Origin of the sequence: Paenibacillus sp. IHBB 10380, assembly GCF_000949425.1 — a bacterium.
In the GTDB taxonomy this organism is placed as follows: domain Bacteria; phylum Bacillota; class Bacilli; order Paenibacillales; family Paenibacillaceae; genus Paenibacillus_AQ.
In genome coordinates, this window is the sequence record NZ_CP010976.1 from 3,520,137 (window position 1) to 3,536,948 (window position 16,812).

The following is a 16,812-nucleotide window of genomic DNA, read 5'->3' on the forward strand; positions in this document are numbered from 1 at the left end:
ATCGTGAACCGATATCCTCTACGCTTACCCTATAATTTAAAAAGTCTAAATTACGAACAAGTTCAAGGAACTGCTCCGGAGGGAACTTCGGTAGCCTGTATCTGTAGAAACGCTCTCAATCTAAAGGCGTTTCCTCCCTGTATAGAGGCACTACTTACTCTTCTCCATCATTGCATTTCATTAATAACAAAAACACACTCTATAGACCATTATTATATGCATAATTGTGAATGCTGGCAAGTCTAGTTCGCTTTTCAATCTTAAAATTATTCTTATATTGAGTATAGAACCTACAGCGCTTCAAGGTCTTTACGAAGCATGCGAATTTTCTCCATTCTTGTAGCATTCTCCTGTTCCGTTCCTTCCTCTTCATTCAGCAATCTTGAGAGCTCCCACGCTAATTCAATTCTTTCATTGTCATTGGATGAATTCCCTACCCGTGACTGCCCCTTCATAGCGATAGATTCTTCCTCTTCTTCAATCGTCCCTTCGAACAACTGTGGCACATGCTCGCTAGATAGCATCAACAATCGATTCGCTAGCTTTCGTACAAGCATTCGGTCATGGGAGACGACAACAAGTGCGCCAGGGTATCCTTGAAGTACATCTTCAATAACTTCACGTGTCGATATATCTAAATAATTCGTTGGTTCATCGAGTACAAGCAGATTGGCCCCACTGAAATAAAGCTGTAAAAAAGCTGCCCGACATCGTTCCCCCATACTTAAGAGTCCTACCTTCTTGAATACATCCTCACGCGAAAAGAGAAAGCACCCTAGAATGGTCCGTGCATGAGTCTCCGTCATATCTGGTAAGCATAACAAGGTTTCCAGTAACGTCTGTTCATCATCCAAGCCATCTAGTTCTTGTGAGAAATAGCCGATCTTCATCGCTGGATGATGCCGAACTTCGCCTGTAATAGGAACTATATGCCCCATCATCAGCTTCAATAGCGTCGATTTCCCTGTACCATTAGCCCCTCTAACCGCAAGCCGATCCCCTCGAGCAAGGACATAATCTAACCTGTTAAACAAAGGACTATGTCCCTCAAATCCATAAGTAACCTGCTCAAGTCTTACTAGATTACGTGCAGCAAAAGAACCCGCCCCCATCTGCATATTTAATTTGGAACCATTTCGTGGTTTCTGTACACTCTCTGCATCAAGTCTTTCCATTTCCTTCTGCTTAGCATGATAACGAGAAGTGTTCTTCTTCGCTTTCGCTTTATAATAACTAACCGCACTTGGCATTTCTTGTTTAGATGCTGCGCTATCCGCTTTATTGAACCACTCCTGATATCTTCGTATCGATTCTTCTAGTGCTTCACGAGCCTGTTGTTGCTTCTTATGAAGTGCTTCTTGTTCCCTCAATTCTCTTTCTTTTTCACGTCGATAATCACTATAATTCCCCTTATATTTCTTCAAGCCCACTTCAGTTAACTCACAAATCCCGGTAGCCACTCGATCTAAGAATGTTCTATCATGAGATACGAACAATACGGTTCCCTCATAGTGTAACAACCATTGCTCCAACCACAACATACTAGACTCATCCAAATGGTTCGTTGGCTCATCTAACATGAGGAACTGGGGTCTGCGAACGAGGAGTGAAGCCAGACGCACTCTCGTTTTTTGACCTCCACTTAACTGGGCGAATGGAACTTCCCATAGCTCAGAGCCAATCTGAAGCATCGTCAAGATCTTCTCTAGTTCAACTTCCCACCTAAAGCCATCTAATTGCTCGTATCGTCCTATCCAATGCCCGTAAGCCTCAAGCAATGATTGACTCTGATCTAAGGAAATATTCTGAAGCTCATTCTCGTATCTTATAAGTTGCTGTTTGATCTCACAGAGTTCTTGACTGTCATGCTGAGCTGCTTGATACGTCGTTAGATCCAATAAGCCATCTCCATGCTGTTCCATAACTCCCCAGTGTTCTACTGGCAAACCACGCTCAACCGTACCTTCATTGGGCTCAACCTCACCTGTTAACATTTGAAAAAGAGTACTTTTCCCCACGCCATTACTTCCAAACAGGGCGATCCTTTCTCCTTCATAAATATCTATGTCTACATGCTCAAAACACAATTTACCATTCCATTCTTTTCCTAAACCCCTACCACGTAAGATGCTCCTCATAAATATCACCCCTTCTTAAATATCAGTAACTATAAACTTCACGGACATTTAACCCTGAAACACAAAAAAACCGCAGGCACAGGCCTACAGTGGGATGTTAAAGATGATATGGCTCAACAAAGAAGGATCGTCAGTAATCCAAAAAGGCCCTTGCCTCATGGTGACGATAACACCTGAATTGGACACACCTATCCTCTCCCCTACACACTGTAGAGACTGCCTGTTTCATTTACATGCAGTTTATAGAGAAATAGATGGTTTACTTCATCGGCGTCGTGGTTACCTCTTCTTTACCTGAATTTATTATACGCTTACATTCTATCAGGCTAAGCTCAATAGTTCAACTTAATTCCTAAATGATCATAAATTATATTTATCGTCTGCCCCATAAGTGGAAACAAGCCAGTCGTTTTCGAATTTTTTGCAAAGAAAAAACCCTTTCGCGAGAAGGGTTTTCGGTACTTTTTGGATAAAAGCGGGTGATGGGAATCGAACCCACGCTATCAGCTTGGGAGGCTGACCGCCCCCGTGTATGTATCAAGACTGCGCGTAATTGGTGCCTGATGAAAGAGGATCCTATCCCAAGTTATAAGGTTGGTAACGTCCGTCGAATCCGAAAAGAAGTTCTTGTTTCTTGGATCGAAGATAGAGAGAAAGCAGAGCTCAGATGAAAATTTTATCTACCAAAGGGAATGTTATAGAAACATTTAAGTTAGGTAACACAACCATTCATATCTGTGATGATTTTATCGTTTCTGATTTCGAGGTTGACACTGTGGTCAAAGAACTTTACGCAATTGGATGGAGGATTCTTACTCAAAGCGCAACAAAGCCTTATAATACTTTTTAGATAGGACAATCCTAAATTTGGAAGGAGCGAACATATGAACAAATTAGTATTAAGCGAAGAATTCTCACACCTCAATTATGAGCAGTCAAATTACCAAATGAACGAGATTGTTGATCCTTTTCTTTATACAAATAATAGTACCATTGAAAATCGAAAGATGATTGATCGTCGAGAACTTCCCAACTACTTAACAGCTAAGGGATATCAAAATTCACCAGTATTTCACTTCGTAGGGTTTATGAATTAATTAATACAAATCCCGATCACGGAAGTATACCAAGCTTCCGTGTGGGAACCAAGAGTTTGTTGGTAGAACGAAAGGAATTTTTGAAGTGGTGGGATGAAACGAACATCAAGGGTAGACAAACATACTCAAATTGATTGAGAGGAGAATAACTAGCCACTAAGCTCGAATATCAGCTTCAGCTATTTGCCAGAGAGTGACTTTAAAGCTTAGTAACGGCGAAACAATAAGCGGAGTGGCAGAAGTATTCACCGCCTCTAATCGTGCCAAAATTCGGACGTCAGAAGGCCCTACGTGGGTGCCTTATGCGGATATTGCTAACATAGAATGGATTGATTAAGATTAATAGAAAGAAAAACAGAGGACTACATTGGCACTATGCCTTTGTGGTCCTCTTGGATTTTTATTTAATCCTTATAAACAAAAGCGAGTCAAATTCTTGAAGTATCGTACCAGTTAGCCATACATGCAGCGCAAACGCCGCACCCCAGATGATAGAAGTTAATGAGTTCTTCCATTAGAGTTGAACAGGCTCGAGAAGGACATTACAAAATTCAAGATTTTGTGCAGATGTACCCGCGGCTACTACCAGACACTGTTAAACAATTAAAAGGCCCTGATTTTCCACTTTCGCTTTTCTATCGAAGGTGCCACACAACTCTTAATTTTATATGTACCGACTGCGATGTTTCCTGTTCTTTTTTTAGTTATACATATTTAGTATTATTTCCCTTTCCTTAATTGCTTTTCTCGCTTCCATTGCTTCTCATTTGTCTTCTTTTGGCATTGGCAATGGTACTTTCCAATCCAGGTCATAGCTCTTTTTTGCCAATTCTGAAGTAAGACTGATCTTTTGAGGGAGTTCTTTCATTTCATAACTTTGCAATTTTATTCGGATATGATTTCTGCCTTGTTCATCCTTTCCTATCATTTTAAAATCTCCACCTGTTACATCGTATATTTTGCCCTTTTCATCCTTTATAGTCCAACCAAAACGATTAATAATTTTATCTGTGTCATCATCCATTAAAATCGTATCTGCTAGATTAATATATGATATATCCTTCAAGTAAGCCTCTAGTAAAATAGTAGCGTGCTTCTCATTCTTTGGAGATGCTTCATTTAATGGTTCGTCAAGTGTTACTGACATGATCTCAATCGTTTTGCCATCCTTATCTACTCTTACAGGTTTTTCGGCAAGCTGTTTTGGCTCAAATGATACGCCCAGCTCATACGGTTCTGTTTTTTCTAAAGAATCCAATACTAGTATATATTGATGATCAGGAGGCAGTGGAGCAAATCCATACTTCCGATTAGAATGACCGTATTCTCCTACGGCTTTGCGTGGAGTATCAAGCACCCTAGTTAAATCTTTTACTTTCTCTCCTTTTTCATTTTCAATATGAAAATTCAGTTTATAATCATCATAGCGAACATAAGGATCAGCTGAATCTACTTTTCCTTTCACTTGTTTGCTTTCCTGTACTAATCTTTTCTTTGCCTCTTCCGTCCATTTCGTTTCATAATCCACACGAGCAGCAGTCGGTGAATGCATAATGCTATTTAGATTGATTTGCAGTCCCTGTGGTGTGGTATACGTCTTATCGATTGCTAGCACCTTTGAAGCCTTAATTGTTTTTTCTAAATCAAAAGGAATCTTTAAGGCCCAATTTCCTTTAACAGAGTCGATCTGATTCCCCTCGAACTGTAATAAAAGCTTCTGTTCTTCTGTTTCCCCGGGTTTTTTTAGAGTGAGATATCCGTAATTTTCTTGGATTTCTATCCCATACGTTTTAGTTTCTTTAATTACATTCCCTTTCAAATCTGTTACCTCTACGTTACTTATGTGAAGTTTATCCGGATGAATAAAGTTCTTTTGCTGATCCTTGATCGAATAAACGGCCACAATTCTCATCGGATCAGCCAATATCTCCTCTATTTCAAGAGTATAGCCCCGATCAGTAACAGAGGCATTTACCTTCTGTGAAAAACCCTCCTGTGCTGCATATTGCAGTTCTTTATCAGAACCATCAAATAAAGATTTAACATAGGCCGCAAAGGTAGGACTCACCGATATTGTTAAAAGCAAAGCGCAGCTAATTGAGACAGTAAGTACCAAAGTGCCTAGTAAACGTGACCTTTTTCTTTTATAGGCTACCACTTGGTCAGGCATCACAAAATTAGGCTGATCCAATTCTCCAGCTACCTTTTTTAGAGTTTGTGTAATCTGTTTGTCAAGATTATTAGTCATGCATGATCGCTCCCATCTCGGAAATTACGTGTGTTTCTTTCTTAACTTGTATTTTTTCAGCAATTAACTTTCTGGCCTTATGTAGCCTTGATTTTACCGTACCCTCAAACACACCAAGGATTTTTGCAATTTCAGCTATACTAAACTCTTCATAATAGTAAAGAATAACTGCAGAGCGATGCTTCGGCGTCATCAACTGAATCGCTTGCCAAATCTGTTGCTCTTTCTCCTTTTGAAGAATACTCTCCAATGGGTTTTGCCCAAGGTCAATAGAGTCCATATATTCTTCCGTTTTTTTCTTTCTACGCACCATATTAAGTGCACGATGTGTCACAATTTTCATAAACCAAGCTCGAAACGATGTCCCTTTTCGTGTATCATATCGATAAAGTGATTGATACGCTTCCCATAGTGCTTCTTGAACGGAATCCTGAGCTAGATGGTAATCATGGACGATCAAAAAAGCGACTCGAAATGCACTAGTTAAGTGAGGTTGAACAAGTGTTTCAAAATCAACTGGACCTCCTTCCTTGGGTATTGGAAAATGATTATTTTCTTGCACTTAAAAGACCTCCTCGTTTTTCCTTTCACTTCTTATTCACCAGTTCTCGTATTTTGGTTCATAAAAAGAGGAAAAAACTTTTCCCTCACTTGGGTGAACTGCTACTTGCGAGGTTATCAATAAATTTTCCCATTTAATCACATATACGAGTGCTGTTAGCTTCGCTGGTACTACCCCGATTAAGAAAAAGAATATGGAATATATTTCTTTTTTGGGGCACTTGTCGGCATTTCATCTATAGACACATCGGCAAATTCGGTTGACAGGTCAAATTGAATAAACCCATAAACCCCAAACTCATTACCTTCTTTGCTTCTAAGCCATAGTTTGAATTTCTCTTCAGCCTTTTTTTGGCGTTAGTTCAGTACGACACAGCGGAAACAATAAACAGAGCTATTAGTGAAATCACCAATCTTTTCATAATAACCGCCTATCTGAAGAAGTTTTCAGACTACATTATCTAGATGTATACTTTAAACTAACCTGTCCGTTAGCTTAATCTCGAACATAAACTACCCTTCCAAAACTGACAAGGTACGGTCCTTACATATAATGTAAGATCAATATTCATTTGGGATCATGTAAATGAAGATTATCATACGCTCAGGAAAATTTTCCTTACCGAAACAAAAAAAATACCCCACCGACCAATTAAGGTTAGCGGGGTATTTACCGATGTTTTCGGATTTCGAAAAAAAACTACACTTCCGCTGATATAATATCCTCGAACTTAATCCACTCCCAATCATCACTGGCAGCCCCTACGTTTTCCTCTTGTCGCTCCGTAGCATCGCTTGTTATACGGGATCTTACGTCCCAACCAGAAAGAACTGGTTGATCTCATAATACGAACGGGCAGGTTAGTTAACAAAGAGTTTCATCATTCATTATCTTTAACTAGTCTAGAAGATAGAAATCAGAAAGGCAAAAACATTTTAAGGAATACCATTTACATGAAAGGAAAGATCATCTAATTCCAAGAGATAGTCTTTTTGTTATTATTCTTTAAAATTAAACTACTTCATATCGTGAGTTTTTATCTTATCCAATTCTTTTTTTCTTTTCTGGTTAAGGGCTTTTCTTCCTGCACTCCATTCTGCAATAAGGAAAAGTAACCCTAATAGTAGATAAAGGATAAACCCTACAGTACTTTCGGTACGATCCGTAACAAACATCCATGTTGAAAACACAATATAGGCTGCTGGTATAATCGCTCCCCAAAAAACGTTGTTCCGAGTTGAGAAAAAGTATTGGACTGCTAATATCCCGACAATAATTAAAAGTCTATATATATCATCCATTATGGTTCTTTCCTTTCTTGTTTGTATTTTTCAATGATCAGTTTTGCGTCCTCTACGCTTATGCGATCATCAATCGAGAGATTTTTGATAAATTTGATGAATTCCTCGTTATCTATAGCGTCATTGATTTTTATTTTCTCGATTAATCTATCGAGCTTTAGCCTTACTGTTGGATAAGACACTTCATATACTTTTGCAATTTCTTTCAATGAACCTGATTTGAGTACAAAATTTTTAATGAATTCCATGTCTTCATTGTCCAAGGATAATATCCAATTCGGCACATTTCTAATATCCATATTCCCCTCCTTTTTCAATAGATTAACACACAGATTTAATAAAATCAAAAATAATTTTAATATTATTAAAATTAATATTTATTAAATGTTTAATTATTTACTTATAGAAGTTAAAGTTAAAGTTATTTTTCTTATATTTGCAGGTGGAGAGAATAGAAACACTTATAAAATGATTCTGTTTTTGGATAGTGTAAAGTTATCAATTTTCCAGATGTTTTTTTGCAGACTTGATGTTTTTCAACAGGCATTTTACGGAAAAGCTGCAGGGGTAGAGTTTGTAATTCATCCATTGTGGAGCGTTATACAGGTTATCTTCCCATACTGGTTCTCCTGATCAGGTACGTGCTGGGTTCTTTGCTTCTGCCTTATCCGTCCACACCCAAAATGTCTTAGCTTTCACATTCAATGGTTGCATCCTCCCCTTTCTTTACTCTCTTGCAACCGTTGACAAAGAGTTTCATATTTTCTCAGAGCTGCTTAGTAATGCGGATGTGTGGGTCCGATCAAATCTATATATTCCGCCCCTTGATGATTTGGGTTTGCAATCGTTCTTGATGATAGTCTGCAAGTCTTATAGATAATTGTTGGAAGTAATCAAGAATCTCATCAGTTGTCTCAGCGTTACAGCGTTCGGATCGGACAACCAATCCCAACTTAGTGGGATCCCTGTATTGCCTTGCGATATTAGAAGTATTAACGGGAAAATAACAATATTTCTATCCCGAATATCTGAAAGCTATGGACAGTCCGTAAAGAAATTCTTAATCCAAATGAAGGACGTTAATGATCTATTAAGTTTTGAAAACCGTTTTTGAATTTTGGAAGGAGAGAGATTAATTGGCGAATTGGGTATCACGAGGAGAAAACAAGTTCAGGCTAATTGCGGAGTTAGGTTATGATGCTAAGGGTGAGCGCATTCGGAAGACTACAACCCTTACACTGGATCATAAGCCTAAGAAAGGAGAACTGGATCTTGCTGCAGCTAAGTTCGAAGAGGACGTAAAGGGAGGTAAATGGATTAAACCCGGAGCTATCGGATTCGAAGATTTTGTTAATGGGAAGTGGAAAGAGAATTACGCTAACGTGAATTTAGGAGATTACACTCGAAAGAATTACATGGCCGTTATCAAAACGCATCTCTTCCCTACTTTTGGTCGCTACCATTTGGACAAGATAACCACCATGCAGATAGTATCCTTCTTTAACCGGATTACGTAGTGTTGAAGCTCGCAAAGATGGTCGAAAGAAACCCTTGGCCACAAATACTATTCTAAACATTTATAAAGCACTAAAGGCAATTATCGATGCAGCTCATGAATGGCATTTGTTAGTGGACAACCCTATGATCGGAGTAAAGCGTCCCGCTGCAGACAAAGCGGAAAAGAGACAACTCAAGACACGTAAAAAGTCATATGACCCAGCAGAAGCAGGTGATGTAATTACAGCCTTGTATTCTGAACCTGCTCAGTGGAAACTTTACTATATCGGCGTGCTACTAGGAGGATTCCGAAGGGGTGAATTCTTAGCCGTAGAATTGGATAACATCAATATGCTGAATGGTGGTTTCCACATAGACAAACAAATTACCTTTGATGAATTCGGAAAATCCGTGGAGGGAGAATTGAAGACAGTCGAGTCTGAAGCATTTGTTCCCATGCCAAGGTGGTACATGAATGAAATAGCATTATACAAACGAGAATGGCTCAAGAACAGAATGTCATGCGCTCCTGGCGATTGGAAAGGCGGAGACAAGCAATAACTATTTCACCCAGGACACGGTGACAAGTATTATCCGAATACTCCATCACGCCGCTGGCGTACGTTCCTAGATGACCATGACCTCCCACGTGTTCGACTACACGATTTGAGACATACTACCGCTATGTTGTTACGTTTATACGGTGCTGACCTTAAAACAGTGCAAGAACTACTCAGACATACCAAACTTGCAACGACATCAGATATCTATATGGAAAGAGGTACAGAAATTAATAGAGGGAGTTCTGATCTCTTTGACATCTTAGATCCCAAGAGAAAAGACCATGGACACCAAACAGACACCACGGAGGTATTTTAGCATGTGTTTGTCGAATTTTTCGCAAAGAAAAAACCCTTGCGGACCAAGGGTTTCAGGCTTTAAAACATATGAAGCGGGTGATGGGAATCGAACCCACGCTATCAGCTTGGAAGGCTGAAGTTCTACCATTGAACTACACCCGCGAAGATCGTATCGGGACGACACGATTTGAACATGCGACCCCCTGGTCCCAAACCAGGTGCTCTACCAAGCTGAGCTACGTCCCGTTGTGCTCTTCGGAAATAAATACTACTTATGAAGACAAGAAATAATATATCATGCTTACCCGATATTTGCAAGCTTTTTTTGACAAGTTAAAATATCAAGAAGAAACGACTTCGTTGCCCTTAAAGGGGCAGTAACCATTTTTCGTAGAAATATACGCAAAGTGTAGTGAAAACTTAACCTTACTTAAATACTTAAAAAAAGGTAATCAATGAGCATATTCCCCTCACTGATACCTCAGTATCTTAACTGTATATGAAACGATACAATATGTTCACAAGCAACTCTTATTTCTGTTCGAATGTTACTTCTGGAGTCGTCAATTTATCATAGAAATCGACTGATTTATCTTTATCTTTAGAAGCCCGTAGAGCCATAGCAGAACGTGGATGCTCGTCCAATGAACCTGTAATCATATAAGGCATAATGTAGCCCCACTCTTCCTTCTCACGTAAAGGAATCATTAGTCGTTCGATGACATCTAGTACAGGACGAAGCTTATAAGGTGTATTCTTCAACTGTGAAACTAACAATTCCGTAGGACAGTTACCCGCTGCACGTCCCATACCATATACCGATGCATCTAGAAGCTCAACACCAAGCTCAGAAGCTACAAGTGTATTAGAGAAAGCAAGTTGCAAATTGTTATGAGCATGTATACCTAGACGCTTGTTCGGAAGGTGAGTCTTAAACTTGTCTACCAAAAATTCAACATCCTTGTGATCCAAACTTCCGTAGGAATCGACAATGTATACAACATCAACAACACTATCTTTAATCATCTCAAAAGCTTCAATTAACTCATTCTCCATCACATTGGACAAAGCCATGATATTTAATGTCGTCTCATAACCACGTTCATGGAACAATGTCACAAGCTGAATCGCTTTATCTACATCTTTAACATAACAAGCCACCCGAATCAGATCAATCATACTATCAGCTCGATTTAGGATGTCACTTTCATCAACGCGTCCAATATCTACTAAAGCAGATAATTTAGTTTTTCCTTTTTGCGGAATGACTTCCCGCAGGAAATCATCGTTCAGGAATCTCCAAGGACCTGCATTCTCAGCACCGCTCAACAACTTAGGAGAGTTCTTGTATCCAATTTCCATATAATCAACCCCAGCCTCATTTAGACCGGCATATAAATTCTGCACAAACTCAACACTGAAGTCCCAATTATTAACTAATCCTCCATCACGAATTGTACAATCAACAATTTTACTGTGGTTTACTTTCATTAATACTTTCTCCTTTCAGCCTTGCAATATTAGTTCATCATACTTTAATGCAGATCGCGATGTAAAGCATTATAAAAACCACCGAATTATTCGTTCGGTGGCTGTGTCTGAGTACAGGAACAATTGGAAGTTTCTTGGAGAGAACATCCTGAACAATTTGATTCTCCCTTGTGTAGACTTTGAACTTTCTTAAAGATAATCCATAACACGAAAAATACAATTAATCCGCCAAGAATCCAATTTATCATCGTCATCTCTTCTTTCTCATAAATTGAGGTTCAACACCGAAATCAGTATTCAATAGATCTCATTCTATTGATAATGAGCACTACGCGGATAGATTGTCCCCTCCGCTCAACTTAACCCTAGCAATCTTCCCCCCTGATAGACGATGAAGGCTACGATCCAAGCCGTTGCCGTCTGATAACCCACCGCAAAGAGTGTCCATTTCCATGAGTTCATTTCTCGCTTAATCGCTGCAAATGCAGCTATACAAGGCATGTAGAGCAACGTAAATGTCATGAAGGCATAAGCCTTCAGCGGGGTGAAATACAGCTGGAGCGAAGCCATAAGCTGTACCGAATCTTCTCCCACTTCACCTAGATTGTTGAGAATACCCATTGTAGCTACAACAGCCTCCTTTGCTACGAAGCCCGTTAGCAACGCAACCGAGGATCTCCAATCTCCAAATCCAAGCGGTGCGAAAAAGGGGGCAATGAAACTGCCTACAGCTCCAAAAATACTGTTACTCACATCGTCAACCTCACTCAAGGAGAAGCTGAATGTTTGTCCAAACCATATAATAACGGATGCAGCAAAGATGACAGTACCCGCTTTTTTAATAAAACCTTTCCCTCGGTCCCACATACGAATCATCAGACCTTTAATTGTAGGAATACGATACGGCGGAAGCTCCATCACAAAAGGTTCGGCTTCTCCTTTAAAGATCGTTTTCTTAAGTAAAATACCCGAAAGTATAGCTACAACCACACCTAGAATATAAAGCGAAAAAATGACTGTACTTTGAGAATTCGCGAAGAATGCAGCTGCAAACAATGCATAAACAGGCAGACGTGCTCCACAAGACATAAATGGTGTCAAAATGATCGTCAATCTTCTGTCCTTCTCATTCTCCAAAGTTCTTGTTGCCATGATGGCTGGAACACTACATCCGATTCCCATAATCATTGGAATAAAGGATTTACCACTAAGTCCTATTTTCCTTAGTAATCGATCCATAATAAAAGCAGCCCTAGACATATAACCACTGTCTTCTAAGATCGCTAGAAAGAAGAATAAAATCATAATCTGGGGTACGAATACAAGAATACTACCAAGACCGGCTATTATACCTCCAACGATGAGTGACTCAAGCCAGTCCGCAGCCCCAGCATGATGTAACAATGTAGTCACAGCATCCGCTAATGAAACATTAATCAATTGATCAATGAAATCGATGGTGAAGTTACCTATAAACCCAAAAGTAATCGTAAACACCACATACATTACCAATAGAAACAGAGGAATCGCCAGAATTCGGTTTGTTAAGATTTTATCTATTTTGTCAGAGACCGTTAACTCTCCCGAAATCCTTTTCTTTTTAACCGACTTACCTACAATCTTAGAAATATACTTGTATCGATAGTCGGCAAAAATGGACTCGATGTCATTGTCGTATTCTTTCTCCAGTTGATCACGTAATGTATCAACAGATTCTAAAGCTTCATTACCCAGTCCAGTTTTGACAATTACCGTTTCATCACCTTCCAATAATTTCACCGCGCCCCAGCGAAGAGGGTAACTATGATATGCCCCTCGATCTGTGATTGCATCCCTTACATCATCTATACTCGCTTCAAGCTTCTCATCAAAAATTTGTAAAGAAGAAGAACTTGGAGTTCCTGTAGCGACACTTTGAGCCACTTGAAGAGCCTTCTCTACTAATTCTCTTGAACCCAAACCTTTGTTAGCTGATGTGGGAATGATCGGGATACCCAATTGTTTCTCTAATCTTGTAATTTCAATCGTATCGCCTTTTGCCTCGAGCGCATCCATCATATTCAGAGCAACGACAACGGGGATACCGAGTTCGATAAGCTGTGTCGTTAAATATAGATTTCTTTCTATATTTGTTGCATCCACAATATTAATGAGTACATCAGGCTTCTCATCCAATATGTAATCTCTTGCAATCATTTCTTCTAATGAATATGGAGATAAAGAGTAAATACCTGGGAGATCTATAATCTGAATATTTTCTTTGAATCTCCTGGCATTACCCACTTTCTTCTCCACGGTTACTCCCGGCCAGTTTCCCACATGCTGCGTACTCCCTGTAACCTCATTGAACATGGTTGTTTTTCCGCAATTCGGATTACCTACAAGTGCAAATCTATAGGACATTTACAATCCTCCTAAGGTTTATCATCGTTTCTGAATCACAATATTATCTGCTTCTGCCTTACGAAAGGTTAACTCGTATCCTCTTATATTCACTTCAATGGGGTCGCCCATAGGAGCTACTTTCCGAACGATGACCTCTGTTCCTCTAGTCACACCCATATCCATTAGACGTCTTCTAACAGGTCCTTCCCCTTTAATTGCTATGATGACGGCTTTATCTCCCGGACTACAGTCTTTTAATGTTAGTTCCATCCTAATCCCTCCATTACTCATCTACACCACAACCCATAATTGCTGTGCAACACCCTTGCCTATCGCTAATCTGGAATCCTTCACACGCACAATCAGGTTGCCACCGTTCTCTGAAATGACTGTAATCTGGGTACCTGGCACCATCCCTAATCCTTCTAGAAATTTCTTAGTAGAATCTTTTCCTCTGCACTCTTTAATGATTGCTGATTTGCCTATAGAGAGCATGGTCAATGGCATAATTTCATCCCTTTCTATCCACGAGGACCTATTTTAAAGTGATATTGATAACCGCTATCAGTAAATGCTGCGCTTATAAATGTAAGTCTCGCTTCTAAAAACTGTCAATTATAAATATCACTTTCTAATAATCACAAAAAAATGTATAAAAGTACCAGAAACCCTGTGTAGCAAGTACTCTTGGAGGTACCACATCGAATTAGACACAAATATTTCATATAATAGACTTACTTTTTGACACAAAAAATGTAACGGAACACAAAAAAACCATGTTGTAATTGGCTCTAAAGCCGTTTCAACATAGTTACTCAATTCTTATTAGCCTGATCCTTATCTCCCTATTCCCCCTTCTTCCAATGATCATGAATGTGTCTTAGTTGAGATTCATCTATCGTCTTATTTCCGTATCGAACGTCATTGTATAACGAAATAACCTCCTGCGCGAGTGATCCCGAGGTCCGGGTTGTCCCTAGCTGACTAGCAACCTCGTTAGGGGTCTGAGATGTAGAATACGATAGCCCATTCTTGATGGCTTTCCTAATCACATTTCGGTAATAATATCTTATTTGATCGCGTCCATTAACTGGAAGTATATCTCTCTGACGAAACATAAACCGAGGACGTGTTGGGATTTCTAATTGTTCAGCTTGATCCACGTAAGGAGGCGCCTGTTCTCTCATAACGGAAGAGGCTATTCCCCATAGACGCTCAATTCTACTCATCCATCTCCGAATGCCTCTCAAGGCAATTCTGCCTATATAATAAGCCGTAATAACGATCAGAATGACTACGAATATTTGAATTATTACATTGACCCATTCCCCACCGTCGCTAGGTGAATAATCTGTCAGTAAAAGTGACAAATCCAATGGATTCTGCTCCTCAGAAGCAGTGATATTATTTGATTCTTGGGATGACGCTAACCACCCGAATAGCCATTGTACGGCTGAACGAAACAACCAATATATCCCTCCAGCGAGCTCACTATACGATGCAATCAAGATTATCGACAATATAATGATGAACATCCAGATGTGATTAATAACCCGGAGTGGACGAAGGGCAACTGATGCCCAACTATCACCAATAGCTGCGGTCTGCAGTTGCCTAGATTGTAAGCTCACCAGATAAGAACAGAGGATCAGCAACGCAGATATGTATAATCCAGCCTTCATAACAATAGATAGTACTGTTGCAGCAAATAAGGAGATGACTATTGTTATCAATAGAGCCATAAGCTGAGCACGAATAGGAAACCTTTCATTCCAATCCTTTAACGAACTACCCCGAAGTGAAGAAATCAACACTAGTATAATAACGATCCATTCGCTCCACGCGGACGTCCACCCTTCTACAGCGATAAAAAAAACAAGGCATACAGCTATGCTACAGAGCCAAGAAGCCCCCCTTTGTTTAACCGATTGGAAACAAATTCTACCGATTATACTGCCAAGCCACATAAGAGCTGCTGCTACCATTGCATTGATATCCATAACATAAATAGATAACAACAATAATAGTGGATAAACTGCCGCTATTTCCAACAAAGCATATAACCCAGACTTAGCATATAACATAACTAGATCTTTCGTTCGTTGACGGCTCATGCCGTCCCCTCCTTGTATTGATCATATGATCTATCTGTCTCTATTGGCATAATCGAAATGCTATGACCACGTGAGCGTAGGTACGCAATTTGCTCCTCCATCTGTGGAGAGACAAAAGCTGTGATTAATAAATAATCCCATGTTTCTTGACAATCTCGTTCCAATTCTTCAACTAAGTATTGTTCAAATGGCTTCTTACATTTCATTTGTACTTCTGCCATAGACTGGAGTATATCTTCTAAATGAGGTTGCCCACCCGCCGGCACCATCCTTATTGAGTTATTATCATCCTTCGAAGACTCCGTATGACCATTATGACCGAATCCCACTTTCATGCCTCGATCAGTAATCCAGACCGCTGCAGTAGCTGCATAAGAGAGTGCCCATTCGACCATTTCTGGATTGCTCACAACATTCCACATATTCGGAGATACTTGAACGTTCACACAAATGAACACTTCAGGGTTCGAGCTGTAACCTTGTTTATATACTTGCAGAGCTTCAGATCGAGCGCTTGCCTTCCAATGAATGCGGTTCATAGGTTCCTGTCCTGTATATTCACGAGTCCCTGTGGTTAAGAATGGGTCCTCAACGACCCAGCGAGATACTTCCAATTCTCCTTGCCATGTTCGATATGAGGGAGGTAGCTCATTTAATTCAAGGAGAGATGGATATACAATGAGAGACATATGCACGGACACCGACTGAGTGGAATTGAAGACGCCCAGCAAATCTCCACCTGTCATTGCTACTGTATCTTGAGTATAGATACCCCGCTGTAACGCTGTAACAGGATGACGACGTATTATTCTATAATAGGGTTGTAACGTAAATACACTTCGATGATTCTGATATATATTTCCTTGGCTAATTTCTCCTGGTTCCACCGACTGGAAATGAAAAGACGCAGGTAACATGGCCTCAATCCGCAACCACAATACGGGAATTCTCTTGGAGTTGAAAATCGTTTCCACCATTTCAAACGAATCACCTTCAAAGCAACGATCAAGGCTCAGAACACGATTATAGGTAATACCTCGTAACACTGGAACACCAGATATTAGCCCTTGAAGCACAACAATGAAAACTGCTGACAGGCACAGCCACAATACTGCCATC

14 protein-coding genes, 2 tRNA genes, 1 pseudogene and 1 other annotated feature (1 of these 18 cut by a window edge) are annotated in these 16,812 nt (G+C 39.8%); of the genes and pseudogenes, 4 read left to right on the forward strand and 13 right to left on the reverse strand.

Translation table 11 applies throughout. The features are described 5' to 3' along the window. Nucleotides 1-180, reverse strand: a binding site (T-box leader) (it extends 119 nt beyond the left edge of the window). 110 nt (nucleotides 181-290) lie between these two features. Further along, nucleotides 291-2,138: a ribosomal protection-like ABC-F family protein gene (gene abc-f / locus UB51_RS15715; protein ID WP_044878115.1), complete on the reverse strand. Its 1,848-nt coding sequence runs from the start codon at nucleotides 2,136-2,138 to the stop codon at nucleotides 291-293. An 884-nt stretch (nucleotides 2,139-3,022) separates the two neighbouring features. Between abc-f and UB51_RS15730 the strand changes: the two genes are divergently transcribed. Further along, complete coding sequence (locus tag UB51_RS15730) at nucleotides 3,023-3,235, forward strand: hypothetical protein (RefSeq protein WP_044878118.1); 213 nt, start codon at nucleotides 3,023-3,025, stop codon at nucleotides 3,233-3,235. Nucleotides 3,236-3,998: 763 nt separating this feature from the next. Here the strand turns inward: UB51_RS15730 and UB51_RS15735 are convergent. The 4 genes from UB51_RS15735 to UB51_RS15750 all read right to left on the reverse strand — a co-directional run bounded on the left by UB51_RS15735 (nucleotide 3,999) and on the right by UB51_RS15750 (nucleotide 7,645). After that, nucleotides 3,999-5,483, reverse strand: coding sequence for a DUF4179 domain-containing protein (locus UB51_RS15735; RefSeq protein WP_044878119.1), 1,485 nt, complete (start codon nucleotides 5,481-5,483; stop codon nucleotides 3,999-4,001). Next, nucleotides 5,476-6,045, reverse strand: coding sequence for an RNA polymerase sigma factor (locus UB51_RS15740; RefSeq protein WP_044878120.1), 570 nt, complete (start codon nucleotides 6,043-6,045; stop codon nucleotides 5,476-5,478). The genes UB51_RS15735 and UB51_RS15740 overlap by 8 nt, the downstream gene beginning before the upstream one ends. A gap of 1,016 nt (nucleotides 6,046-7,061) precedes the next feature. Beyond that, the gene (locus tag UB51_RS15745; RefSeq protein WP_044878121.1) at nucleotides 7,062-7,346 is read right to left on the reverse strand and encodes a hypothetical protein; all 285 of its coding nucleotides are present in this window, start codon (nucleotides 7,344-7,346) and stop codon (nucleotides 7,062-7,064) included. After that, entirely contained in the window at nucleotides 7,346-7,645 is a 300-nt protein-coding gene (locus tag UB51_RS15750; RefSeq protein WP_044878122.1) for a DUF2089 family protein, read from the reverse strand. The genes UB51_RS15745 and UB51_RS15750 overlap by 1 nt, the downstream gene beginning before the upstream one ends. 837 nt (nucleotides 7,646-8,482) lie before the next feature. Between UB51_RS15750 and UB51_RS15755 the strand changes: the two genes are divergently transcribed. The 3 genes and pseudogenes from UB51_RS15755 to UB51_RS29775 form a co-directional block, all read left to right on the forward strand. Further along, nucleotides 8,483-8,863, forward strand: coding sequence for a tyrosine-type recombinase/integrase (locus UB51_RS15755; RefSeq protein ID WP_044878123.1), 381 nt, complete (start codon nucleotides 8,483-8,485; stop codon nucleotides 8,861-8,863). A gap of 34 nt (nucleotides 8,864-8,897) precedes the next feature. Further along, nucleotides 8,898-9,404 carry a site-specific integrase gene (locus tag UB51_RS15760; protein WP_044878124.1) on the forward strand — a complete coding sequence of 169 codons (507 nt, stop codon included), beginning with the start codon at nucleotides 8,898-8,900 and terminating at the stop codon, nucleotides 9,402-9,404. Between the two features lie 27 nt (nucleotides 9,405-9,431). Next, nucleotides 9,432-9,722: pseudogene (locus UB51_RS29775) on the forward strand (tyrosine-type recombinase/integrase); the annotation flags it as partial. 72 nt (nucleotides 9,723-9,794) lie between these two features. On the opposite strand, the gene UB51_RS15770 reads toward UB51_RS29775, so the two are convergent. The 8 genes from UB51_RS15770 to UB51_RS15805 all read right to left on the reverse strand — a co-directional run bounded on the left by UB51_RS15770 (nucleotide 9,795) and on the right by UB51_RS15805 (nucleotide 16,811). Then, nucleotides 9,795-9,865 (reverse strand) — tRNA-Gly (locus UB51_RS15770). A gap of 10 nt (nucleotides 9,866-9,875) precedes the next feature. Beyond that, a tRNA-Pro gene (locus tag UB51_RS15775) sits at nucleotides 9,876-9,949 on the reverse strand. Between the two features lie 285 nt (nucleotides 9,950-10,234). Beyond that, entirely contained in the window at nucleotides 10,235-11,194 is a 960-nt protein-coding gene (locus UB51_RS15780) for an aldolase catalytic domain-containing protein (RefSeq protein WP_044878126.1), read from the reverse strand. Between the two features lie 354 nt (nucleotides 11,195-11,548). Then, nucleotides 11,549-13,597: a ferrous iron transport protein B gene (feoB, locus tag UB51_RS15785; protein ID WP_044878127.1), complete on the reverse strand. Its 2,049-nt coding sequence runs from the start codon at nucleotides 13,595-13,597 to the stop codon at nucleotides 11,549-11,551. 21 nt (nucleotides 13,598-13,618) lie between these two features. Further along, entirely contained in the window at nucleotides 13,619-13,849 is a 231-nt protein-coding gene (locus UB51_RS15790) for a FeoA family protein (protein ID WP_044878128.1), read from the reverse strand. 21 nt (nucleotides 13,850-13,870) lie between these two features. Beyond that, on the reverse strand, nucleotides 13,871-14,086 hold the full coding sequence (locus UB51_RS15795; protein WP_234405451.1) for a FeoA family protein: 216 nt from the start codon (nucleotides 14,084-14,086) through the stop codon (nucleotides 13,871-13,873). Between the two features lie 338 nt (nucleotides 14,087-14,424). Further along, nucleotides 14,425-15,693: a DUF4129 domain-containing protein gene (locus UB51_RS15800; RefSeq protein ID WP_044878130.1), complete on the reverse strand. Its 1,269-nt coding sequence runs from the start codon at nucleotides 15,691-15,693 to the stop codon at nucleotides 14,425-14,427. Beyond that, nucleotides 15,690-16,811 (reverse strand): DUF58 domain-containing protein, encoded by a 1,122-nt coding sequence (locus UB51_RS15805; RefSeq protein ID WP_044878131.1) that lies wholly within the window; start codon nucleotides 16,809-16,811, stop codon nucleotides 15,690-15,692. Before UB51_RS15805 ends, UB51_RS15800 begins: the two co-directional genes overlap by 4 nt. Nucleotide 16,812 lies beyond the last annotated feature (1 nt).